Below are 23,149 nucleotides of genomic sequence, written 5' to 3'. Positions count from 1 at the left end.
CTTACGGCGACCGGAGACCGTCATGAGCGGGAACGACCGCGAGGCGACCGTGCGGCGGCTCATGGAGCAGGCGCCGCGGCCCGTGCCGCCCGAGATCCACACGGAGGCGGTGCGCCGGGGCGGCCGCATGCTGCGGCGCAGGGCGCTGGCCCGCCGGCTGCTGTGGCTGCTGCTGCTCGCGGCGGCCGTGGCGTTCACGGTGTGGGCGCTGACGGCCCGCCCGTGGGTGGAGCCGCCGTCGGACACGACTCCACCCCTGACCGGCTGGTGACCCTGGAGGGCCGGGCCGTCCTAGCCGAGCGCCTGCTGAAGGTCTTCCAGCAGGTCTTCGGCGTTCTCGATGCCCACGGACAGACGCACCAGGTCGGCCGGGACCTCCAGGGCCGAGCCGGCGGCGGACGCGTGCGTCATGCGGCCGGGGTGCTCGATGAGCGACTCGACGCCGCCCAGGGACTCGCCCAGCGTGAACACCTTGGCGCGGTTGCAGACCTCGACGGCCGCCTCCTCGCCGCCCTCGACACGGAACGAGACCATGCCGCCGAACGACTTCATCTGCTTGGCGGCGACCTCGTGGCCGGGGTGCTCCGGCAGGCCCGGGTACAGCACGCTCGTCACGCGCGCGTGCCGGGTGAGCATGTCGGCGACCTTGACGGCGTTCTCGCTGTGCCGGTCCATGCGGACCGAGAGCGTCTTGGTACCGCGCAGCACCAGCCAGGAGTCGAAGGGCCCGGCGACCGCGCCCATCGCGTTCTGGTGGAAGGCCAGTTCCTCGCCCAGGTCGGCGTCGCTGGTGATCAGCGCGCCGCCGACCACGTCCGAGTGGCCGCCCATGTACTTGGTCAGCGAGTGCACGACGACGTCCGCGCCCAGCGCCAGCGGCTGCTGGAGGTAGGGCGTGGCGAAGGTGTTGTCGACGACGAGGCGGGCGCCCGCGTCCCGGGCGATCTGAGCGACGGCGGCGATGTCGGTGATGCCGAGCAGCGGGTTGGAGGGGGTCTCCACCCACACGGCCTTGGTCTTCGGGGTGAGGGCGGCCCGTACGGCCGCCGGGTCGCTCGTGTCGGCGACCGACCACTCCACGCCCCAGCGGGCGACGACCTTGGCGAACAGCCGGAACGTGCCGCCGTAGGCGTCGTTGGGGATGACCACGTGGTCGCCGGGGCTGAGCAGCGTACGCAGCAGGCAGTCCTCGGCCGCCAGCCCGGACGCGAACGCGAGTCCGCGGCGGCCGCCCTCAAGGGCGGCGAGGTTCTCCTCCAGCGCGGTCCTGGTGGGATTGGCGCTGCGGCTGTACTCGTAGCCGCCGCGCAGACCGCCGACGCCGTCCTGCTTGTAGGTCGAGACCTGGTAGATCGGCGGGACGACCGCGCCCGTCAGGGGGTCGGCGGTGTTGCCCGCGTGGATCGCGAGCGTCTCGAAGTGCTGACTGATGTGCCTGTCGCTCATGAGGACCGAGGGTAGTGCGCCGACGCGAAGAGTGCCGGGGTACGAGGCGACGCGGGCCCGGCGACGGGGTTTCCACAGGGCCACGGGGGCTACTCGGCCGGGTTTTCCACAGGTTCGGGGAGCAGGTTGGCCAATTGTCGGCGCGGTCTGGTTCGCTTGTTGCATGGAGATTCTCTGGGTCCTGATCGCACTGGTCATGCTGGGCTTCGTGCTGCTCCCCTTCCTGCGGCGCAGGCGCGGTGTGATCGGACTGGTCTCGCCCGACCACCCGGACGCCGCGGACCCGGCGAACTACGGCTTCGTCCGCGAGGAGGAGCTCGACATCCGCATGCCCGGCCCCGACCAGGACCTGCTGGACGTCCTGGACGTGGTGCAGCGCTCGCAGGACTACCGCGCGGCGCAGCAGCTCCTCGCGGGCACGGAGACGGAGGGCGAGCGGCGCTGGCAGCGGGTGCAGGCCTTCGCGGGTGCCGCCTCCCTGGAGCTCGCGCAGCGGCCCGGCGGGGTCGGCGAGGCGCCGGGCGGGCAGTGGCTGCGCGTGTGGCGGGCCGAGGCGCCCAAGGACGCGGGCGGCGCGGCGGTGCACGCCGAGTTCCTGGTGCAGCAGGCGTGGCGGACGGCGACGCCGGGGACGGACGAGTTCCGGATCATCATGGAGGAGGCCAGGTCGGCGTGCGGCGATGCGGCGCTGCTCTCCCCCGGCGATCCGATCCCGTACATCATCGAGCTGTCGGTGGCCCGCGGGCTGGGCTACTCGCAGAAGGACTTCGAGCAGGTCTGGCTGAAGATCCTGGACCGCGACCCGGCGCACATGGGTGCGCATCTGGCCGCGCTGCACTACTGGTGCGAGAAGTGGCACGGCTCGCGTGAGCTGGCCTACTCGTTCGCCGAGGCCGCGGCGGCCCGCGCGCCCCAGGGCTCCCTGCTCGCGGCGATGCCCCTCTTCGCGGTGTTCGAGCACCTCCCCGAGGTGACCCTGGTCAGCAGCTTCTGGCAGACCGAGGTCGTCACGAAGGCGATGCACGGCGCGCTGCACGCGGTGCACTCGGCCCGCCCAGCCGACCCGATGCTGGCGCACGCGCGGCACCTGCTGGTCTACTTCCTGGTCCGCAGCGAGCGCTGGGCGGAGGCCATGAGCCAGCTGATACACATCGACGGCCACGTCGGCGCCCTGCCCTGGACCCTGTCCGCGGACCCGGCGGCGGAGTTCGCGGTGTACCGGGCGCTGGCGGTGGCGGGCTACGAGGCGAACGGCGGCAGCCCCGCGAGCCTGCCGCACTGAGGCACGGGCTCCGGCCGGAATTCCCCCCGGCCGCCGCACGTTGTAAGGAGCGTCGCCCCGGCGCGGCGTCGCCCCGATTGGAGACCGCATGTTCCTGCACAGCCGTACGCCCCAGCTGCCCTCCCCCGAGCAGGCGCTGCCCGGCCGCCCGGTCCCGGCGTTCACGGTCCCCGACCGCCACACCGTCCTCGGCAACCCCCTGCTCGGCCCCTACCCGGAAGGCCTGGAGGTCGCCGACTTCGGTCTGGGCTGCTTCTGGGGCGCCGAGCGCAAGTTCTGGCAGCTCCCGGCAGGGGTGTGGACGACCCTGGCCGGCTATCAGGGCGGCCACACCGAGAACCCCACGTACGAGGAGGTCTGCTCGGGCCTGACCGGCCACACGGAGGTCGTGCGTGTGGTCTTCGACCCGAAGCTGATCTCGTACGAGCGCCTCCTGAAGACGTTCTGGGAGTCCCACGACCCCACGCAGGGCTTCCGCCAGGGCAACGACGTGGGCACGCAGTACCGCTCGGCGGTCTACACCCACACCCCCGAGCAGGCGGCCACCGCCCAGTCCTCCCGCGAGTCCTACCAGGAGGTCCTCACTTCCTCCGGACTTGGCGAGATCACCACGGAGATCGCCCCCGCGCAGGGCCGCCCCTTCTACCCGGCCGAGGGCTACCACCAGCAGTACCTGGACAAGAACCCGGCGGGATACTGCGGCATCGGCGGCACGGGCGTGTCCTGCCCGATCGGTGTGGCCAAGGCCGAGGGCTGAACCCCGGCCTCGCGGATGGCCTCGCGGAGCGAGCGAGGGTTTGACCGCGGGTACCGCCTGAACACCGGTACCCCTGAATACACGGGGGCTCCCTGGCAATAGGGTGCCTCCGTGACTGCCCCCTTGAATTCGACCCTGAGTTCGGCGAAAGCCCGTCACGCGCTGCGTCTGTCCGCGCGGGTGTCCGCGGAGTTGCTGCTGGTCTTCGTGATGCTGGCCGTGTCTCTGTGGCTGCTGGGCCGGATGTGGTCGGTGGTGTGGCCGCTGGTCGTCGGACTGCTGCTGACCACGCTGACCTGGCCCGCGGCCCGCTTCCTGCGTCGTCGCGGGTGGCCGCCCGCGCTCGCCGCGTCGCTGGTGACCGTGCTGTTCCTGCTGGTCGCCGCGGGCGTGGTGGCGCTGATCGCGGTGCCGGTGGCGTCGCAGTCCGGTGAGCTGACCGACGGTGTGGTCGAGGGCATCCAGAGGCTGCGCGAGTGGGCCGCCGGGCCGCCGTTGAACATCGGTGACGCCCAGATCAACAAGGCGTTCGACTCGGCGGTCGCCCGCGCCCAGGAGGGCGTCGGCAGCATGGTCGGCACGGTCGTCACCGGCGTCAGCACCGTGGTGAGCGGAGTGGTCACCGCCGTCCTCGCGCTGTTCCTGATGTTCTTCTTCCTCAAGGACGGGCCGAAGTTCCTCCCGTGGCTGTCCCGGCAGCTCCCGGGCCGGTTCGCCACCGACGTCCCGATCGTGTTCGCGCGCGGCTGGGCCACCCTGGGGTCCTTCGTACGGTCCCAGGCGGCCGTCGGCCTGCTCGACGCGGTCCTGATCGGCCTGGGCCTGTGGATCCTGGGCGTGCCGTTGGTGCTCCCGCTGGCGGTGCTGACCTTCGTCTCCGCGTTCGTGCCGATCATCGGCGCCCTGTTCGCCGGTTTCGTCGCGGTCCTGATCGCGCTGGTCTCCAACGGCCTGACGGACGCGCTGATGGTGCTGGCCATCATCGTGGTGGTGCAGCAGCTCGAGGGGAACGTCTTCCAGCCCATGATCCAGAGTCGTGGGCTCGGCCTCCACGCGGCCGTGGTGCTGCTGGCCGTGACCTTGGGCGGCAGTCTGGCCGGCATCGTGGGCAGTCTGCTCGCCGTCCCCATCGCCGCGCTGATCGCGGTGGTGTGGAACTACGTGCGCGAGCAGCTCAGCGACCCGCCGCGGGAACCGGACGGCACCGACGAGCCGGACACCGCCGACCCCGTGCCGTCGTAACCGGTCCGGGACGCGCCGACGGTCCCCGACGCGCGAACGGCCCCGCCCAGGTCGCGGGGCTCCTCCTCGCTTGCGAGTCTGCAGGCGAAAGGAGTCCGCCACATGCTTCCTGTCACCGCTTCGCCCGTGCGTATCGAGGCGTCTGTCGACGCCCGGCTGTCCCGATGGCTGTGGCTGGTGAAGTGGCTGCTCGCCATCCCGCACTACATCGTGCTGTTCTTCCTGTGGATCGCGTTCGCGGTCGTGACGGTCATCGCGTTCTTCGCCATCCTGTTCACCGCCCGGTATCCCCGGTCCCTGTTCGACTTCAGCGTCGGCGTGCTGCGCTGGAACTGGCGGGTCAGCTACTACGCCCACACCGCGCTCGGCACCGACCGGTACCCGCCGTTCACCCTCGCCGACGTGCCCGAATATCCGGCGCACTTCGACGTCGTCTATCCCGAGCGGCTGTCGCGCGGACTGGTCCTGGTGAAGTGGTGGCTGCTGGCGATCCCGCAGTACATCGTGGTCGCGATGTTCGTCGGGGGCGGCTGGGGCGGGGGCGACTGGCGGGGCGGTGGGCTGATGCCCTGGCTCTCCCTGGTCGCGGTGGTCATCCTGCTGTTCACCGCCCGCTATCCACGGCACCTCTTCGACTTCCTGCTCGGCCTCGCCCGCTGGTGCGCGCGGGTGACCGCCTACGCCGCGTTGATGACCGACCAGTACCCGCCGTTCCGCCTCGACATGGGCGGGCAGGAATCCCCCGGCCAAGGATTCCCGCACCAAGGGCCCCCTGACCAAGGGCCCCTGACAAAGAGCCCCTGACAACGTCCGAATCCCCGGCGGATTCCCCAGCGGAAGCGATTCCTCCCGCTCTACGCTCCTCCGCATGACGGTCAGACGAGCATTACAGATGATCATGGTCGTCGCCCTGGTCCTCGCGGGGGCGGTCCAGGGCGGGGTGAGTTCGGCGCAGACCGCAGACGCCGGACGGCAATTGCTGTTCTACAACCACGCCTACGGCGTCCTCGACCGGGAGACCGCCGACGCCATCGAGCACTCCGCCTATCTGCGCGACTTCGCCAACTTCCAGGTCCGCACCACGACCGGTTCCGGCGGGCAGACCTGGACCGGCCGCTATCTGATGGGCCGCGAGACCTACCTGGAGCTGTTCGGGGTCGGCGACGTGCCCGGCAAGGACGGCACCCTCGGCTCCACCGGCATGGGCGTCTCGACCGAGCGGAAGGGCGACCTGGCGACGGCGCTCGCGCGGCTGCGCGAGCAGGGGGTCGGCGACCCGATCGAGTTCCAGCAGACGCGCGACTTCGGCGACGGCGTCCCCGTGCCGTGGTTCGACGCCGTCTTCACCACCGACCAGTACGACCTCTTCGGCGCCTGGGGCATGGAGTACCGGCCGGAGTACTTCGCCGACCCGCGCGGCAACACCGAGCCCGCCGCACACCCCGGTGACGTGGGCCGGGAGCGCTATCTGCCCGACGCCTACCGCGACCACCTGATGCGGGACGTGACCGGCATCCGGCTCGCGGTGACCGCACGCGACCTCGCCAACACGGTGCCGCTGCTGAAGGCCGGCGGGTTCGCCGTGCGCTCCCTGCCGGACGGGGGCGCCGTCGCCAAGGGCGGCGGCACCACACTCCGCTTCGACACCGTACCCCTCGACCAGGTGGGGCTGCGGCAGGTCGAGATGTCGCTGAACGGGCCGGTGTCGTACCGGCACGAGGAGCGCATCGGCCACTCGGTCCTCGCCGTCGGCCCGGGGCCCCGGGCCGTGTGGACCTTCGAGGAACAGGACCGGCCGGCTCCCCGGTAGGGACCGGCTCCCCGGTATAGGCGGAAGCCCCTAGCCCAGCCGCTCCGCCAGGAACTCCTCCCAGGTCCGCTTCCCCTCCTCCGCCCCCCGCAAGGTGAGGTTCGCCCCTGCCCGGTACGCCCGCCCCGCCTTGCCGGGGATGCGCACCGGCAGCATCGGGCGGCGCCGCCCCCGGAGGCGGAGGTAGGGGCGGGCCAGGTCGGCGAGGCCGTGGACGTGCGGCCCGGTCAGGTCCGGGACGAGGCCGGACGGGGCGCCGAGGGTCAGCTCCGCGAGGCGGGCGGCGACGTCGCGGGAGTCGACCGGCTGGAGCCGCAGGCCGGCGGGGACCAGGAACACCGGCAGCTTCGCCATCTTCTCGACCATGGTCAGCGCGAGGTCGTGGAACTGGGCCGCGCGCAGGGTCGTCCACGGGATGCCCGAGTCGGCGACGGCCCGCTCCGACTCCAGCTTCGTCCGCATCCAGGCCAGCGGCACCCGGTCCGCGCCGATGACCGAGATGTAGACCAGGTGCCGTACACCGGCCCGGGACGCGGCGCGGACCAGATGACGGGTCGCCTCGTCGTCGCCCTTGGGACCGCCCGCCAGGTGCAGCACGGTCTCCGCGCCGTCGAGGGCGGCCTCGACACGCTCGCCCTTGAGCAGATCGCCGGTGACGTACTCGATGCCGTCCGCGGTGGGGCGGTCCTTCCGGCTGAGGATCCGCACGTCGTGGCCGGCCGCGCGCAGCAGCGGGACGACATGGCCGCCCAGGGTGCCCGTGCCGCCGGTGACCAGGATGGATGACGTCATGACTGCTCCCCGATGTCGACTTCCGATTCGCCTTCGCCGGTATGACGGAGGGCGGCGGGGAGATGTGACAGCCGGAGGAGATGTAACAGCAGAAGGAGGCCCGGGAGATCAGCCGCCGCTGCCGTACGGCCTCGTGATGATCTCCAGTCGGTGGCCGTCGGGGTCGTCGAAGTACGCGCCGCGACCGCCGTCGTTGTGGTTGATCTCGCCGGGGCGGCTGTGGAACGGGTCCGCCCAGTACGTCAGACCGGCCTCCTGGATACGGCCGAAGATCACGTCGAACTCGTCCTCCGAGACGAGGAAGGCGTAATGCTGCGGCGTGATGGCGCCGGGGGTGTCCATGAAGTCGAGCGTCACGCCGTTGGGGATCTCGACCGGGAGGAACGGGCCGTAGGGCGGGCTCACTTCGAGTCCCAGGAGGTCGGCGAGGAACCGGGCCGAGGCGCGCTTGTCGTGCGCGACGACGATGGTGTGGTTCAGCTGCACGGTCATGGTGGGCCTCCCCTCCCGATCCACCATACTCCCGCACCGATTAAGGTAAGGCTCACCTTAGTTCATTGATCGGAGTGCGTGGTGCGTGCAGTGGGAATGAGGGCCGCCCTGGCCCTGGCCGTCGCCGGAGGGCTGCTGGCCGGTTGCTCGTCGCCGGGCGGCGGCAGCGGAAGCGGCAAGCAGGGGGACGGCTCGCGCAGCCAGGTCATCGGCGCCGCCGAAGGCTCCGCGGGACCCTCCGCCGCGCCGAGCGCCCTCGCGAAGGGTATGGGCGCCGACACCGACGAGGACGGGGTCTTCCCGCGCACCGTCAAGCACTTCGAGGGCAGTACGGCGATCAAGGCCCGGCCGCGGAAGATCGCCGTCCTCAGCACCGGGCAGCTCGACGACCTGCTGTCGCTGGGGATCGTCCCGACCGCAACCACCCGCGCCGGCAACGCCGGCCTCGTGCCCGGCTACCTGGCCGACGCCTTCCCGCGCCACAAGGACCGGCTCACCGGCCTGACCGACGCGGGCACCCGCTCCGCACCCAACCTGGAGACCCTGGCCGCCGCCGAGCCGGACCTGATCCTGGCCAACGACTCGCTCGGCGAGCTCTACCCCAAGCTGTCGAAGATCGCGCCGACCGTGATCACCGCCGGCAACGGCATCAACTGGAAGCGCGACCTGCTGCTCGTCGGCGAGGCGGTCGGCAAGGGGCAGCGGGCACGGCGACTGCTCGACGGCATCGCCGCGGACGCCCGTGAGCAGGGGCAGGACGTGCAGGGTGACCCGGCCGTCTCCATGGTGCGGTTCACGCCCGACCGGACGCGCATGTTCGGCGTCTCCTCCTTCACCGGGTCCCTCGCCGTGGACATGGGGCTGAAGCGGCCGGAGTCCCAGCGGTTCACGGCGATCTCCGAGGACGTCGGGCCGGAGAGCATCGATGTCGCCGACGGTGACTGGATCTTCTACTCGGTGCAGGGCGACCCGGAGAAGACCGACGCCGGGAGTGTGCTGGCCGGGCCGCTGTGGAAGTCGATGAAGGCCGTCGGCGCCGGGCACGCCGTGAAGGTCGACGACGACCCCTGGTACCTCAACGCCGGTCCCACCGCCGCCCGCCTCGTCGTACGGCAGCTCGCCGAACACCTCGGCAGGTGACCCGGCGTCTCGCCGTCCGGCCGCCGGCCGCGGTCGCCGTGACGGGCGCCGTGCTGGTGGTGGCCGTCGCCGGTCTCCTCTCTCTCACCGTCGGCACCCGGCCGGTGGCGCCGGACCGCGTGCTCGACGCCCTGCTGCACGGCGGCGGCTCCCCGGACGCCCTCGTCGTACGGTCCCTGCGGGTGCCGCGGACCGCGGTGGGGCTGGCCGCGGGCGCGGCGCTCGGCATCGCGGGTGCCGCGTTGCAGGCGGTCACCCGCAATCCGCTCGCCGACCCGGGGATCCTCGGGCTGAGCCAGGGCGCCGCGGCCGGGGTCGTCGTGGCCATCGCGTCCGGGCTCGCCGGCGGCTTCGGCGGATACGTCTGGTACGCCTTCACCGGCGCGGTCGTGGCCGCCTGCCTGGTGTACGGCATCGCCGCGCGCGGCCGGGGCGGGGCCTCGCCGGTGAAGCTGGCGCTGGCCGGGACGGCCCTGTCGGCGATGACGGCGGGTGCCACGACGGTCGTGCTGACGGCCGGCTCGGCGACGCTGGACCAGTTCCGGTTCTGGCAGGTCGGGGCGCTCAGCGGCCGGGACGCGGACACGGTCGGCGCGATGCTGCCGTTTCTCGGCGTGGGGCTGCTGGCGGTGCTGGCGTGCGCCCGGGGGCTGGACGCGCTGGCGCTCGGTGACGAGGCGGCACGGGCCTTGGGGCATCGGGTCGGGCTGGTGCGGGGAGTGACCGCTGCGGGGGCGACATTGCTGACCGCTGCGGCGGTGGCCGCGGCGGGGCCGATCGCGTTCGTGGGGCTGGCCGTGCCGCATCTTGCCCGGCGGGTGGTGTCCGGGGGCCAGCGGGTCGTGCTGCCGTTGTCCGGATTGCTCGGGGCGGGGTTGCTGGTGGGAGCCGATGTGGCGGGGCGTGTGGTCCGGGCCCCCGCGGAGGTGCCCGCGGGGGTCATGACGGCGGTGGTGGGGATGCCGGTGCTCGTGGTGCTGGTACGGCGCAGGGGAGCTGTGGCGTGACCGGTACCGCACGACCGCCCGCGGCCGGGCCGGCGCACGTCACCGTCCTCCGGCCCCACCCCCGCCTCTCCCTCCTGCTCCACCGCCGTTCCGCCGCCGTCGCCCTGGCACTCGTCCTGCTCCTCGGCGTCGTCATGCTCGTCTCCGCCTGTGCCGGGCAGGCGTACGTACCGCCCGGCGAGGTGTGGCACACCCTGCGTACCGGGAGCGGGCCCCACGAGCTCGTCGTGGGCGAGTTGCGGGTGCCCCGGATCGTGCTGGGGGCGCTGGCCGGCGGGGCGCTGGGGGTGGCGGGGGCCTTGGTGCAGGCCGTGACCCGCAATCCGCTGGCCAGCCCGGATGTGATCGGGGTCGGGCACGGGGCCGCCGCCGCGACCGTGCTCGCGCTGGCTACGGGGGCGGTGGGTTCGCCGGGTGCGCTGCCCGCCGTGTCGGTCGCGGGCGGGCTGGCCGCCGCCGCGCTGGTCTATGTGCTGGCCTGGCGGCACGGCATGCAGCCGAGCCGGTTCGTGCTCACCGGGGTCGGGATCGGCGTCGCGCTGGCCGCCGTGGTGCAGCTGTATCTGACGGACAGCGAGCTGGAGGCCGCCGAGCAGGTCAAGCTGTGGCTGACCGGGAGTCTGAACGGGCGGGGCTGGGAGCAGGCCGGGCCGCTGGCCGTGGTGTGCCTGCTGTGTCTGCCGGGGCTGGTGTGGGCGAGCCGGGCCGTTCGCCCGCTGGGGCTCGGCCCCGAGACCGCGGCCTCGCTCGGCGTACGGGTGGGCCGGGCCCGGCTGGGACTGACGGTCCTGGGTGTGGTGCTCGCGGCCACGGCGACCGGCGCGGCGGGCCCGATCGGCTTCGTCGCGCTGACCGCTCCGCAGCTGGCGAGGCGGCTCACGCGCACGCCTCAGCTGCCGCTGCTCTCCTCGGCCCTGACGGGTGCCGTGATCCTGGTCGGCGCCGATCTGGCGGCCCGTACGCTGCTGCCGCCGCTGGAGATCCCGGTGGGCGCGCTCACCTCGCTGGTGGGCGGGCCGTACCTGCTGTGGCTCCTCGGACGGCGCTGAGGGCCCCGGCGCACAGCCGGGGCCCTCGCTCTCAGACCGTCCGGTCTCAGATCGTCGCCGTGTCGATCACGAACCGGTACCGCACATCGCTGCCCAGCACCCGCTCGTACGCCTCGTTGATCTGGTCACCGCGGATCAGCTCGATCTCGGCACCGAGGCCGTGCTCGGCGCAGAAGTCCAGCATCTCCTGGGTCTCCGGGATGCCGCCGATCATGGAACCGGCGAGCGACTTGCCGCCGCCGATCACGGAGAAGAGGTTGAGGGAGATCGGCTCCTCGGGGGCGCCGACGTTCGCCAGCGTGCCCTCGGGCTTCAGCAGCGCCAGGTAGGCGTTGAAGTCCAGCGGGGCCGACACCGTGGACACGATCAGGTCGAACGTGCCGTTCAGCTCCTCGAAGGTCTTCGGGTCGCTGGTGGCGTAGTAGTGGTCGGCGCCGAACCGCAGGCCGTCCTCCTGCTTGCGCAGGGACTGCGACAGCACGGTGACCTCGGCACCGAGGGCGTGCGCGATCTTCACGCCCATGTGGCCGAGGCCGCCCAGACCGAGGATCGCGACCTTCTTGCCGGGGCCGGCGCCGAAGCGCTTGAGCGGGGAGTAGAGGGTGATGCCGGCGCACAGCAGCGGCGCGGCGACGTCGAGGGAGAGGCCGTCAGGGATGCCGACGACGAAGTTCTCGTCGACGACGACCTTCTGCGAGTAGCCGCCGTAGGTGGGCTCGCCGTCCCTGCCGACGGCGTTGTACGTCTGGACGTTGCCCTCGACGCAGTACTGCTCGCGCCCGGCCTTGCAGTTCTCGCATGCGCGGCAGGAGTCGACCATGCAGCCGACGCCCACGCGGTCGCCGACGGCGAACTTCGTCACGCCCGGGCCGACCTCGGTGACGACACCGGCGATCTCGTGGCCGGGGACCATCGGGAAGATCGCCTCGCCCCAGCCCTCGCGGGCCTGGTGGATGTCGGAGTGGCAGATGCCGGCGAACTTGATGTCGATCAGGACATCGAACTCGCGGACCTCGCGGCGCTCGATGGTGGTGCGCTCCAGCGGAGCCTTGGGGGCGGGTGCGGCGTACGCGGCGACAGTGGTCATGCCGGGGTTCTCCTAGCGGGGGTTCCGTGCCCGGCTGCCTTCTGGATCTTCTGACCGGGCACGATCACCAGCGTGCCGAAAACGCGAGCATCTACCCAGACCACCGTTTTGCGTACGCACACGGTGCGTACCACTGGCGGGGTCAGGCTCGTGTGCGTACGACCGTGAATACTGGAGGGCATGGACGAACAGCCCGAACCCGCACAGGAGCCCGCAGCGCAGTCCGGCGGGGGCCTGGACCGGCGTGCCGAGCTCAGTGAGTTCCTGCGCACCCGGCGTGCCCGGCTGAAGCCGGAGGACGTGGGACTGCCCGACTTCGGGCGGCGGCGCGTGCCGGGGCTGCGCCGCGAGGAGCTGGCGCAGCTGGCCGGGGTCTCCGTGGCGTACTACACACGGCTGGAGCAGGGCAACGGGCGCAACGTCTCGGCGGAGGTGCTGGACGCGATCGCGCGCGCCCTGCGGCTGAGCGACGCCGAGCACGCCCACCTGATGCACCTGGCGAAGCCGAAGCAGCACAAGAAGAAGCCGGTGGCGCGCACCCAGCAGGTGCGGCCGACGCTGCGGCATCTGCTGGACTCGATCGACACCGTCCCGGCGTACATCGTGGGGCGCCGCTCGGACGTCCTGGCCTGGAACCGCATGGCCGCGGCCCTCTTCGGCGACTGGGGTGAGCTGCCGGCGCCGGAGCGGAACTGGGCGCGGCTGGTGTTCCTCAGGCCCGAGTACCGCGACCTGTTCGTCGAGTGGGACCAGAAGGCCCAGGACATGGTCGGCTATCTGCGCATGGACGCGGGCTGCCATCCCGACGACCCGCGGCTGTCCGCCCTGGTGGGCGAGCTCTCCGTGAAGAGCGAGGAGTTCCGCCGGCTGTGGGCCGCGCACGACGTCAAGGAGAAGAGCTTCGGCGTCAAGCGGCTGCGGCATCCGCTGGTCGGCGACCTGACGCTGTCCTTCGAGACGTTCCGCCTGGTCGACGACGCCGAGCAGTCCCTGATCACGTACCACGCGGAACCGGGCACCCCGTCCGCGGAGGCCCTGCGCCTGCTGGCGAGCTGGGGCGCGGACGCGACCCGGGCGGGTGCCTGGAGCACGGCCCCACCCGCCTGACCCACACGAACGGCCCGCCGGAAGCCGGGGCTTCCGACGGGCCGCACTCTAACGGGTACTCACTTGCCGTAGTACGCGTTGTAGATCGAGATCGTCGACTTGTTGCCCTTCTTGTCGGCGATCTTGGCGTGGAAGGAGATGGCCTTCCCCTTCTCCGGGTTCTTGACGCTGACCTTGCCGTCCTTGACCGTGAGCTTCTTCCAGGTCTTGCCGTAGTCGTACGACACGTACACCGACAGCGACTTCAGGTTGCTGCCCTTGGCCGCGCCCTCGACGGTGACCGGGATGCTGACGGTCTTGCCGGCCGGGACCTTGCTGTCCAGACCCGTGGCCGCGTTGAAGCGGGCCGTGGAGGCGGGCAGCTGCTTGATGCCGGTGGTCTTCTTCGAGCGGAACGTCCAGCTGGCGTCGATGCGGGTGGAGGCCGCCGCGACCTTGACGCTGCGCTTGACCGACGTCGTCAGCTTGTACTCGGCGTCGCCGGCCGGGACCTTGAACGCCTCACCGCCGCTCAGCGGGTCGTCGTTGCTGCCGACCTTGGTGCCGTTGCGGTAGAGGGTCGTGCTCGCCGAGGTGAGCAGCGAGGAACCCGGGGTGCCCTTGCTGTCGGCGAACAGCGGCAGGGAGCCCTGGATCTGGTTGCCGTCGCGGAACAGTCCGAAGTCGGCGTTGATGCGCGGCCCGAAGACGGCGGTGTTGAACGTCTTCGAATAGCTCTTGCCGCCGGCGAACTTCTGGCCGCCCAGCGAGTAGCCGGCCTCGAAGACCGGGAAGCCCTCGGCGTCGACACCGCCGTTCTGGACGAAGTCGAGGTCCCACTTCACACCGCCCAGGGTGGACAGGTGCAGCGTCCGCGTGCCCGGCAGGGTCTGCTCGAAGCCGACCGAGGAGGCGCCGCCGCTCCACGGCAGCCAGCCCATGGCGCTGATCGAGCCCTTCTTGCCGCTCGCCGCGGCACCGAGGCCCGCCTTCACCGTGGCGAGGTCGCTCGCCTTGTAGTGCTTGGTGTAGCCGGTGGCGAGCTGCTTGACCGGACCGCCGCCGGTGACGTCGTACTGCTCCTTGTCGCCCTTGCTCCAGTGAGCGTCCCACTGCTGGGTCACCGAGCCGTCGGTGATCTGCGGGCCGACGTGCGCGGTGCGGAAGCCGGCGTACGAGTCCAGCCACCAGCCGAAGCCGAAGCTGGAGTCCCCCGCTTCCACCGTGTAGTCGGCCGAGGCGAACTCCGGCTTGGCGGCGGCGTCCGGCACGGTGATGTCCACCGGCTTGGCCTTGCGGGCGTCCAGCGTGATCGTCGTGCCCTTGGTGACGTTCAGCTTGGGCTGGGCCAGCCAGTCGGCGCCCTCGAACTTCTCCGGGTCGTCGCCGACGTAGATGTTCGTGTTGAGGATGTAGCCGCCCTTGGGCAGACGGGCGGTGACGGTGCCGTCCGCGTCGTACGGCGTGAAGAACTTGCCGTTGCCCAGGCCGGAGACGCCGGCCAGGTCGGCGCTGTAGTTCTTGGCGGCCTTGCCGTCACGGTCGAGGAACTTCAGCGTGACGTCGTACGACTCGACCTCGCGCTGCACCGCGGCGGCCGTGCGGACGGTCTGGCCGCCGCCGGTCGCCGTCACGTACGCCGAGTAGGCGCCGTCGACCGTGCCGCCCAGCTTGGTGTCGGCGGTGAACGGGACGGAGGCCTTGCCGCCGGCCGGGACGGTCACCGAGGTGGCGCCGAGCTTGAAGAAGCCGGCGGGGGCGGCCGCGCCCTTGGGGTTGGTGGCGGTCGACGCCAGCTTCAGCGTGACGTCCTTCGTACCGAGGTTGCGGTACGTCAGCTCCTTGGTGACCGGCTTGTCGTCGGTGTGCGGCCACTGCTGCACGCCGAAGCTCACCGAGCCCGGCTCGGCCACCACGGACTGCTTGATGGCCTGGTCGACCTGGATCCGGCCCGAACCCTGCTGGAACGGGGTGTACTTGCCGCCCTTGGTGGAGCCGGTGAGGGCGCCCTTCAGCTCGGGGTACTTCCACGACGGGTGCTGCTGCTTGAGGATCGCCGCCGCGCCCGCGACATGCGGGGTCGCCATCGACGTACCGGAGATCGACATGTAGCCGGCCGGGTTCTCGCCGACCTCCTGGGCTATCTGGCTGCCCGGGGCGGCGGCCGCCGTGATGTCCACGCCGGGCGCGGTCACGTCGGGCTTGAGGGCGCCGTCCAAGCCGGGGCCGCGGCTGGAGAAATCGGCCAGCACGTCCTTGTCGTCGACCGCGCCGACGGTCAGGGCCGCGGCGGCGCTGCCCGGGGAGCCGATGGTCTGCTCGCCGAAGTCGCCCTCGTTGCCGGCGGCGATGGCGAACAGGATGCCCTTCTCCTCGGACAGCTTGTTCACCGCCGCTTCCAGCGGGTCGATCGCGGGCGTGTCGCCGCCGCCCAGGCTCATGTTGACGACGTCGGCGCCCTCGGCGGCGGCCCACTCGATGCCGGCGAGGACCTCGGAGTCGCTGCCGAAGCCGCCGTCGTCGAGCACCTTGCCGTTGAGGATCTTCGCGCCGGGCGCGACGCCCTTGTACTTGCCGCCGGACTTCGCGCCGGTGCCCGCCGCGATCGAGGCGACGTGCGTGCCGTGGCCGACCTTGTCGGTCGTGTCGGGTGAGGTGGTGAAGTTCTTGGCGCCGATCACCTGGCCCTTGAGATCGGCGTGGGTGGCGTCGACACCGGTGTCCAGGACGGCGATCTTCACGCCCTTGCCGTCGTAGCCGGCCGCCCACGCCTTGGGGGTGCCGATCTGCGCGACGGACTTGTCGAGGCTGGCCTTGCGGACGCCGTCGAGCCAGACGTGCGCGATGCCGGAGGCGGTCCGGTCGCCGTTGGTGACCGCGTCCCACAGGTCGGGCGTGTCCTCCTTGGGCGTCTGCACCGCGTCCGCGTTCACGGACTTCAGCGAGTGGCTCAGCGTGCCCGCGTCGCGGACGTCGGCCTTGGCCGCCGCGGCGCTGCCCTGGTAGCCGACGATGACCTTCAGGCCCTTCTTCTGGGCCTTGCGGGTCGTGGACTTGTTGAGCTCGGTGACGTCGAAGAGCCGCTGGTCGAGCTTGCCGGCGGCGACCAGGCGGGCCGCGTCGGCCGGGATCACGAGGGTGTGGCCGTCGAGCTTGCGGACCTGGACGGGAATGTCCTCGCGTCCCTTGGCCCGCTCCAGGCCGACGACGCGCCCCTTGGCGTCCAGGACGACCCGGTCGCCGGTGATCAGCGTGATGCGGTGCTTGGCGGTGAGCGAGGTGGGCTTGGAGGCTGCGGCCGTCTGCTCGCCGTTCGCCGACGCCGGGCTGGTCATTCCCGCCGCCAGGGCCACGGCTGCCGCTGTGGCGACCGTGGCCGCGCACGCCTTTTTCACTTGTCTGCGCAAGATTCCCCCTTGCAGAAGAACCAGGTGAATTCCCCGTTCACCCGGCCGGGGGTGGTCTCGTACGCATGGACGTACACCCCCCGGAATACGCAGTATGCCGAGGGGTGATCAGGTGCTCAATAGATGAGAAGAAGGTAAGAAATCCGTCGGCCGACTGTTACACGGCCGCCGGAACTCCGTTACAGAGCCGCGGGGTTACGCCCGGGCGTTCTCCTGGACGGTGATCCGCCCCTTGCGGATGGTCGCCACGCGCGGGGCCTGCTTCGCGAGGGCCGAGTCGTGGGTGACCATCACGAAAGTGAGCCCGAGCTCCTTCCACATGCGGATCAGCACGTCCATGATCTCATCGCGCGTCGACTCGTCGAGATTGCCGGTGGGTTCGTCGGCGAGCAGCACCTTCGGCTGCTTCACGAGGGCCCGGGCGATGGCGACGCGCTGCTGCTGGCCGCCGGACATCTCGCCGGGCAGATGCGCGAGGCGTTCGCCGAGGCCGACCGATTCCAGTGCCTCCGCGGCCCGTTCGCGACGCTGTTTCGGCTTCATGCCGAGCGGGACGAGGGCGGTTTCCACGTTTTCCTGTGCGGTGAGCGTCGGGATCAGGTTGAAGGACTGGAAGACGAAGCCGATGCTTTCGCTGCGGACGCGGGTGAGGCGTGCCTCGGGCAGGGCGGCGAGATCGGTGCCGTCGAGGACGACCTGGCCGGAGGTGGGGCGGTCGAGGCCGCCGAGCATCTGCAGCAGGGTGGACTTGCCGCCGCCCGTGGGGCCCTGGATGACCAGTCGGTCGCCGTCGGGGATGGTGAGGTCTATGCCGTCGAGGGCTTGGACGGTGTCTTTGGCTCGGGTGTAGTGCTTGGTGACTGCTCTTAGTTCGTACATGGTTCGGGCTCCTGATCGTCTTTCAGTGCGGCTGGGTGGGGGCTGGTCGCGCCCACGCGGCGGAGCCGCATCTCGATGCAGCCCCGCGCCCCCGGAAAGGGGCGTTACTCAACTCGGCGCAGGGCGTCAGCCGGACGCAGTCTCGACGCCCGCCACCCGCCGAACGCTCCGGCGATCAGGCCGCCCGCCACCGCCAGCCCCACCGCCAGCGCGATCGTCGTCAGGGCGACCGGTGCGGTGAGGGCGACCTCGAGGGTCTTCGCGGCCTGGCGGCCGGGTCCGCCGAAGCCACCGCCACCCCGGAAGCCGTCACCGCCCCCGGAGCCCAACTGCGCCTGAAGCGTCGGGCTGACGGCGGTCACCGCATACGCCCCCGCCAATCCCAGCGCGATCCCCAGCGCCCCGCCCACCAGCCCGTTGACGACCGCCTCGCCGACCACCTGCCCCGTCACCCGGCCCGACTTCCAGCCCAGCGCCTTGAGCGTGCCGAACTCGCGGACGCGGCGGGAGACCGCCGAGGACGTGAGCAGGCCCGCGACCAGGAACGCGGCCACGAGGACGACGACCGACAGCCACTTGCCGACGCTCGCGGCCAGCGAGGACGCCGTGGACAGCGAGCCGGACACCGTGTCCGCGAGGTCGGCGGAGGTCGTCACCGTCGTACCGGAGATGTTCTTCTGCAGGGCCGACTTGACGGAGTCGATCCGCTGGGAGTCGGTGGCCTTGACATAGATCGTGGTGACCTTGTCCTTCGCGTCGGCCAGCGTCTGCGCCCGCCGCAGCGGGATGTAGAGGTTGGCGGCCGCGTCCCCGCTGTCGGCCGTGGCGATGCCGACGACCTCGAATTCGGTTCCCTTGACGGTGACCGTGGACCCCGCCTTGAGCTTCTTCTCCTTGGCGTACGCCGAGTCCGCGACGGCGACCTTGGCGTCGGTCTCGCTCGTCCTGAACGCACGGCCGCTGGTGATCTTGGAAGAGGTCAGCGGGCCGAGGGCCGGCTTGGTGACGTCCGTGCCGTAGACGGAGTAGCTGTTGACGTCGAAGTCGGCGCCGCCGCCCTCGACGCGGCCCTGCGGAGACGGCTGAGCACCCCCGAGGCCGCCGCCCCGACCGCCTTCCTGCCCGCCGCCCTCGCCCTGCTGGAACCGGCCGCGGGTGAACTCACCGTTGACCTTGACGACCTGGAGGCTCAGCCCGCCCACGGCGTCCGCGACCCCGCTCTGCGCGTCGACCTCGCCCACGGTCGAACTCGCCAGCGTCTGGAAGCCCTGCACCATGACGCGGTCGCTGCTCTGCTCACCTCCGGAGTCGTCGTCCTGGGCGTCGAAGCGGAAGCGCGGCCGCTCGGAGCCGCTCCCGGCCGGTGCGGCGGCCTTGGTGACGGTCATGTCCGTGCCCAGCCCGTACAGGGACTGGAGGACCTTGTCCTGGGCCTTGCTCATGCCGGCGGACACCGAGGTGACGACGATGACCAGCGCGATGCCCAGCGCGAGGCCGGAGGCGACGACGAGGGCCGCCTTTCTGCGGCGGCGCAGCTCGCGCCTCAGATAGGTGAAGAACATGGCCGCAAGCTAGGGACGGTCTGTGATGAGGACTTGAGCCACGCATAAGAGCTGGATGAGAAGAGCCGGGAACACGAAGGAAGCCGCCACCCCGTCCCCGGTCCGGGGCGGGTGGCGGCTTCCTTTCAGGAGCTACCGGATCGTCAGGCTGCGGAGCCGGCCTTCCAGTCGGCCCAGCTCATGTTCCAGCCGTTGAGGCCGTTGTCCGGCGCGACCGTCTTGTCGCCGGTGTTCTGGACGACGACCACGTCACCGAGGATCGAGTTGTTGTAGAACCACGCGCCCGGCGTCTTCGGGTCGTCGGCGCCCTTCGCGTCCTGGAGGCCGACGCAGCCGTGGCTGGTGTTCACGCCGCCGAAGATGGACTTCGCGCCCCAGTAGTTGCCGTGGATGAAGGTGCCGGAGCTGGAGAGGCGGATGGCGTGCGGCACGTCCTTGATGTCGTACTCGCCCTTGCCGTCGTCGTCCGTGAAGCCCACGGTCGCGCCGTTCATGCGCGTTTCCTTGAACTTCTCGGACATCACCATGATGCCCTCGTAGGTCTTGTTCTCGGGCGAGCCGGCGGAGATCGGGATGGTCCGCACGGTCTTGCCGTCCTGCGTGATCTTCATCTGCTTGGTCTTCGCGTCGACGTACGAGACCTGGTTGCGGCCGATCTTGAAGGTGACCGTCTTCTGCTGGACCCCGAAGACACCCTCGGCGCCCTCGACACCGTCGAGCGCGAGCTTCAGCGTGACGGTGGAGCCTTCCTTCCAGTACTCCTCGGGGCGGCAGTCCATGCGGTTGGCGTTGAACCAGTGGCAGGCGACCTCCTGGCCGCCGGTCGTGCTGACCTTGATGCCCTTCTGGACGGCGGCCTTGTTGGTGATCGCCTTGTCGAAGTTGATCGAGACCGGCATGCCGACGCCGACGGTGGTGCCGTCGTCCGGCGTGAAGTTGCCGATGAAGCTGTTGGCCGGGGAGACCGTGGTGAACGAGGCGTTCTCGTGGGCGACCCGGCCGTCGGAGTCCTTGGCCTCGGCGGCGAGCTTGTAGTTCGTGGAGCGCTCCAGCTGGGTGCTCGGCTTCCAGCTCTTCTTGTCGGCGGATATCTCGCCGCTGACCTCCGTGCCGTCGGACGTCGTCATCGAGACGTCCGTGAGCGTGCCCTTGCTCACGGTGACGGCGGCGGAGTTGTTGATGGAGGCGTTGTCGGAGCCGTCCTCGGGCGTGATCTTGATCTGGGCCGCGGAGGTCTTCTTGGCCGCGGCCTCGTCGACCTTCGACTGGGAACTGTCACCGCCGTCACTTCCGGAGGCGTTGTCGTCGCCGCCGGTACAGGCCGAGAGCGCCAGCACTCCACCGAGCAGTGCGGACGCGACCGCCAGGCCCTTGCGCCGCTTACTGACCGTTATCACACGCTTCTCCATCGTTGCCGATTTCCCCAAGACCCCGAGTGTCCCCGTCCAAGACCAAGTGCCCCCGTCAGGACTCGTGAGTCCTCGTCGAGACCTTTCAACGCTACGACCGGTTCGTCAGGTTCCCCATGTGACACGGGTGTGGGGATCACCACGTCCGCGTTGCGGATGGTGCTGGTGCGGTCGGTGCGTCGCTTGAGACGACGAAACCCCGGGTGGCGGTTGCCCCCCGGGGTCATGTTTTCCCCGAGCCGCCTCAGCCGGCCGCGTCCGCCCGGCTTCCGCCGTCCCCTTCGTCACTGTCGTTCAGGTCGTACTCGCCTTCCTCATCATCCTCGTCGTAGTCCCACTCCGGCGAATCGGGGTCGTACTCGATCCGCTCGCTGCTCCAGGAGGCCTGCTGGAGTTCGATCCCCGGGACCTGGCTGACCAGGTCGAACGGGTCCACGAGGTACGCGAGGGCCTCCGCGGTGTCTTCCGTCACAGCGCCCTCGGCGTGTACCCGCTCCGACGCCGGCAACTCGGCGTCGTCCGCGATCCGGCGCAGCGCGGTCTTGGTGACCGCGTCCGCGTCGTCGACCTCCAGCACGAGTTCCACCCGAACCCGTACAAAACGTGATGTCTCAGGAGTGCTCATGGCGCGAGCGTACGTCCAGGACCTCCCGTGACTTTCCCGTGACCCGCGCCTTTTACTAACATCACCCCACACGGCCAATTCGCCAGTGCCACAAGGGGATCGATATTCCGTGTCATCCGCTCGCCGCCCGTTGCTGACCACCACCGCCGCAGCGACCCTGCTCGGCGCCCTGTGGTTCGTCCCGTCCGCCAACGCGACGTCGGACTCCCCGGTCAGAGACGCGGTCTCGGCAAGCCCGTCGCCGCAGGTCACAGAGCAGGCGCGGATCGCGGCCACGACCGCGGGCGACTCCGTGACCGACACCCGCCTCGCCGATACGGGCAGCTTCGACAGCACGCCCTACGTGGCCGGCGGCACGATGTTCCTCATGCTGGGCGCGGGCTTCGTCGCCTATTCGGTCCGCCGGGAACGACTCGGCCTCTGAGCGCACTTGGCGCGGGGGCGACCTCCCCGGGGCCCTGCCGCGCGGCAAGACCCCGGCCGCGCTCGTCCTACTGGAGCGGCCCGGTGACCGTCTCCACCGCGGCGAGCAGCCGCCCGTCGCGCACGAAGGCGTCCGCGGCGGCCAGGTCGGGCGCCAGGAACCGGTCCGGCCCGGGACCCTGAACTCCCGCTTCCCGTACGGCGTCGATGACCGCCCGCGTGGCGGGCGCCGGCGTCAGGCCCTCGCGCAGTTCGACGGCGCGCGTGGCGGCGTACAGCTCGACGGCCAGGACGCGGGTGAGGTTGTCGACGGCCGTGCGCAGCTTGCGCGCCGCCGACCAGCCCATCGAGACATGGTCCTCCTGCATCGCGGAGGACGGGATCGAGTCGGCGGACGCCGGTACGGCGAGCCGCTTCAGCTCGCTCACCAGCGCGGCCTGCGTGTACTGAGCGATCATCAGGCCCGAGTCCACACCGGCGTCGTCGGCCAGGAACGGCGGCAGGCCGTGGCTGCGGTTCTTGTCGAGCAGCCGGTCGGTGCGCCGCTCGGCGATGGAGCCGAGGTCGGCGGCGGCGATGGCGAGGAAGTCCAGGACGTAGGCGACCGGCGCCCCGTGGAAGTTGCCGTTGGACTCCACCCGGCCGTCGGGCAGCACGACGGGGTTGTCCACGGCGGACGCCAGCTCGCGTTCGGCGACCAGCCGGGCGTGGGCCATGGTGTCCCGCCCGGCCCCGGCGACCTGCGGGGCGCAGCGCACCGAGTAGGCGTCCTGGACGCGCGGGGCGTCGTCCTGGTGGTGCCCGGTCAGGCCCGAACCCTTCAGCACGGCCAGCATGTTGGCGGCACTGGCGGCCTGCCCCGGGTGCGGCCGGATGGCGTGCAGTTCGGGGGCGAGGACCCGGTCGGTGCCGAGCAGGGCCTCCAGCGACAGGGCGGCCGTGATGTCGGCGGACCGGTAGAGCGTGTCCAGGTCGGCCAGGGCCATCACCAGCATGCCGAGCATGCCGTCGGTGCCGTTGAGGAGGGCGAGGCCTTCCTTCTCGCGCAGTTCGACCGGCTGGATGCCGTGCGCGGCGAGGAGTTCGGCGGCCGGGCGTACGGCACCGTCGGGGCCCTCGGCGTCGCCCTCCCCCATGAGCGCGAGCGCGCAGTGGGACAGCGGTGCGAGGTCGCCGGAGCAGCCGAGGGAGCCGTACTCGTGCACGACCGGGGTGATACCGGCGTTGAGGAGGTCGGCCATCGTCTGGGCGACCTCGGGCCGTACGCCGGTGCGCCCGGAGCAGACGGTCTTCAGCCGCAGGAACATCAGGGCGCGGACGACCTCCCGCTCCACCCTCGGCCCCATCCCGGCGGCGTGCGAGCGGACGATGTTGCGCTGGAGCTGTGCGCGCAGCTCGGGGCTGATGTGCCGGGTCGCCAGGGCCCCGAAGCCGGTGCTCACGCCGTACACGGGGTCCGGCTTGGCCGCCAGCGCCTCGACGATCTCGCGGGCCGCTGCGAGGGCGGCCACCGCCTCCTCGGAGAGCTCGACGCGGGCACCGGCACGCGCCACGGCGAGCACGTCGGACGCGGTCACGCCGGACGTTCCCACCACCACAGTGTGCATATCCATATTCAGGAGCGTACGCAGTGAATTCGATGATGTCACCACTG

At 71.1% G+C, this 23,149-nt stretch carries 21 protein-coding genes; 11 read left to right on the top strand and 10 right to left on the bottom strand.

The genetic code is table 11. From position 1 onward, the window contains the following. Positions 1-22 precede the first annotated feature (22 nt). Complete coding sequence (locus OHU35_RS27370) at positions 23-271, top strand: hypothetical protein (protein WP_189722923.1); 249 nt, start codon at positions 23-25, stop codon at positions 269-271. Between the two features lie 20 nt (positions 272-291). Here OHU35_RS27370 and OHU35_RS27365 read toward each other — a convergent pair whose 3' ends face one another. Next, the gene (locus OHU35_RS27365; RefSeq protein ID WP_189722922.1) at positions 292-1,446 is read right to left on the bottom strand and encodes a cystathionine gamma-synthase; all 1,155 of its coding nucleotides are present in this window, start codon (positions 1,444-1,446) and stop codon (positions 292-294) included. A 163-nt stretch (positions 1,447-1,609) separates the two neighbouring features. On the opposite strand from OHU35_RS27365, the gene OHU35_RS27360 reads away from it, so the two are divergent. The 5 genes from OHU35_RS27360 (at position 1,610) to OHU35_RS27340 (ending at position 6,537) form a co-directional block, all read left to right on the top strand. Continuing rightward, the gene (locus OHU35_RS27360; RefSeq protein WP_405507229.1) at positions 1,610-2,728 is read left to right on the top strand and encodes a hypothetical protein; all 1,119 of its coding nucleotides are present in this window, start codon (positions 1,610-1,612) and stop codon (positions 2,726-2,728) included. Between the two features lie 88 nt (positions 2,729-2,816). Then, on the top strand, positions 2,817-3,485 hold the full coding sequence (gene msrA / locus OHU35_RS27355) for a peptide-methionine (S)-S-oxide reductase MsrA (protein WP_405507227.1): 669 nt from the start codon (positions 2,817-2,819) through the stop codon (positions 3,483-3,485). Between the two features lie 135 nt (positions 3,486-3,620). Next, entirely contained in the window at positions 3,621-4,727 is a 1,107-nt protein-coding gene (locus OHU35_RS27350; protein ID WP_372498749.1) for an AI-2E family transporter, read from the top strand. Between the two features lie 102 nt (positions 4,728-4,829). Next, positions 4,830-5,531 (top strand): DUF4389 domain-containing protein, encoded by a 702-nt coding sequence (locus OHU35_RS27345; RefSeq protein ID WP_189722919.1) that lies wholly within the window; start codon positions 4,830-4,832, stop codon positions 5,529-5,531. A gap of 88 nt (positions 5,532-5,619) precedes the next feature. Then, positions 5,620-6,537: a DUF5829 family protein gene (locus OHU35_RS27340; protein ID WP_405509344.1), complete on the top strand. Its 918-nt coding sequence runs from the start codon at positions 5,620-5,622 to the stop codon at positions 6,535-6,537. A 30-nt stretch (positions 6,538-6,567) separates the two neighbouring features. Here OHU35_RS27340 and OHU35_RS27335 read toward each other — a convergent pair whose 3' ends face one another. After that, positions 6,568-7,329 (bottom strand): SDR family oxidoreductase, encoded by a 762-nt coding sequence (locus OHU35_RS27335; RefSeq protein WP_405507225.1) that lies wholly within the window; start codon positions 7,327-7,329, stop codon positions 6,568-6,570. A 108-nt stretch (positions 7,330-7,437) separates the two neighbouring features. Continuing rightward, a complete protein-coding gene (locus tag OHU35_RS27330; protein WP_189722917.1) occupies positions 7,438-7,821 on the bottom strand; it encodes a VOC family protein in 384 nt (127 codons plus the stop codon). 96 nt (positions 7,822-7,917) lie between these two features. On the opposite strand from OHU35_RS27330, the gene OHU35_RS27325 reads away from it, so the two are divergent. From OHU35_RS27325 to OHU35_RS27315, 3 genes are read left to right on the top strand one after another with little or no spacing between them, the layout of a single operon-like run. Further along, a complete protein-coding gene (locus OHU35_RS27325; RefSeq protein WP_405509342.1) occupies positions 7,918-8,961 on the top strand; it encodes an ABC transporter substrate-binding protein in 1,044 nt (347 codons plus the stop codon). After that, complete coding sequence (locus OHU35_RS27320; RefSeq protein WP_405507223.1) at positions 8,958-9,968, top strand: FecCD family ABC transporter permease; 1,011 nt, start codon at positions 8,958-8,960, stop codon at positions 9,966-9,968. Before OHU35_RS27325 ends, OHU35_RS27320 begins: the two co-directional genes overlap by 4 nt. Continuing rightward, positions 9,965-11,017 carry an iron ABC transporter permease gene (locus tag OHU35_RS27315; protein ID WP_359886868.1) on the top strand — a complete coding sequence of 351 codons (1,053 nt, stop codon included), beginning with the start codon at positions 9,965-9,967 and terminating at the stop codon, positions 11,015-11,017. The genes OHU35_RS27320 and OHU35_RS27315 overlap by 4 nt, the downstream gene beginning before the upstream one ends. Before the next feature lie 46 nt (positions 11,018-11,063). Here the strand turns inward: OHU35_RS27315 and OHU35_RS27310 are convergent, their stop codons facing one another. Then, a complete protein-coding gene (locus tag OHU35_RS27310; RefSeq protein WP_189722914.1) occupies positions 11,064-12,104 on the bottom strand; it encodes an NAD(P)-dependent alcohol dehydrogenase in 1,041 nt (346 codons plus the stop codon). Between the two features lie 180 nt (positions 12,105-12,284). Between OHU35_RS27310 and OHU35_RS27305 the strand changes: the two genes are divergently transcribed. Next, positions 12,285-13,211 carry a helix-turn-helix domain-containing protein gene (locus OHU35_RS27305; RefSeq protein ID WP_405507220.1) on the top strand — a complete coding sequence of 309 codons (927 nt, stop codon included), beginning with the start codon at positions 12,285-12,287 and terminating at the stop codon, positions 13,209-13,211. 59 nt (positions 13,212-13,270) lie between these two features. Here OHU35_RS27305 and OHU35_RS27300 read toward each other — a convergent pair whose 3' ends face one another. From OHU35_RS27300 to OHU35_RS27280, 5 genes are all read right to left on the bottom strand, one after another. Then, positions 13,271-16,585, bottom strand: coding sequence for a S8 family peptidase (locus tag OHU35_RS27300; protein ID WP_405509340.1), 3,315 nt, complete (start codon positions 16,583-16,585; stop codon positions 13,271-13,273). A gap of 207 nt (positions 16,586-16,792) precedes the next feature. Beyond that, entirely contained in the window at positions 16,793-17,476 is a 684-nt protein-coding gene (locus OHU35_RS27295; RefSeq protein WP_189722912.1) for an ABC transporter ATP-binding protein, read from the bottom strand. Positions 17,477-17,580: 104 nt separating this feature from the next. Further along, on the bottom strand, positions 17,581-19,038 hold the full coding sequence (locus tag OHU35_RS27290; RefSeq protein ID WP_189722911.1) for an ABC transporter permease: 1,458 nt from the start codon (positions 19,036-19,038) through the stop codon (positions 17,581-17,583). Between the two features lie 143 nt (positions 19,039-19,181). Then, positions 19,182-20,447, bottom strand: a complete 1,266-nt coding sequence (locus tag OHU35_RS27285) for an Ig-like domain-containing protein (RefSeq protein ID WP_189722910.1) — start codon at positions 20,445-20,447, stop codon at positions 19,182-19,184. Between the two features lie 244 nt (positions 20,448-20,691). Then, the gene (locus OHU35_RS27280; RefSeq protein WP_189722909.1) at positions 20,692-21,072 is read right to left on the bottom strand and encodes a hypothetical protein; all 381 of its coding nucleotides are present in this window, start codon (positions 21,070-21,072) and stop codon (positions 20,692-20,694) included. 109 nt (positions 21,073-21,181) lie between these two features. On the opposite strand from OHU35_RS27280, the gene OHU35_RS27275 reads away from it, so the two are divergent. Beyond that, positions 21,182-21,496 carry a hypothetical protein gene (locus tag OHU35_RS27275; RefSeq protein ID WP_189722908.1) on the top strand — a complete coding sequence of 105 codons (315 nt, stop codon included), beginning with the start codon at positions 21,182-21,184 and terminating at the stop codon, positions 21,494-21,496. Positions 21,497-21,563: 67 nt separating this feature from the next. Here the strand turns inward: OHU35_RS27275 and hutH are convergent, their stop codons facing one another. Next, positions 21,564-23,102, bottom strand: a complete 1,539-nt coding sequence (gene hutH, locus OHU35_RS27270) for a histidine ammonia-lyase (RefSeq protein WP_405509338.1) — start codon at positions 23,100-23,102, stop codon at positions 21,564-21,566. Positions 23,103-23,149: the final 47 nt, after the last annotated feature.

The organism is Streptomyces purpurascens, assembly GCF_045040895.1.
Lineage (GTDB): Bacteria > Actinomycetota > Actinomycetes > Streptomycetales > Streptomycetaceae > Streptomyces > Streptomyces purpurascens.
The sequence above is the reverse complement of the archived record's forward strand: the minus strand, read 5'-3'. Positions and strand labels throughout refer to the sequence as shown.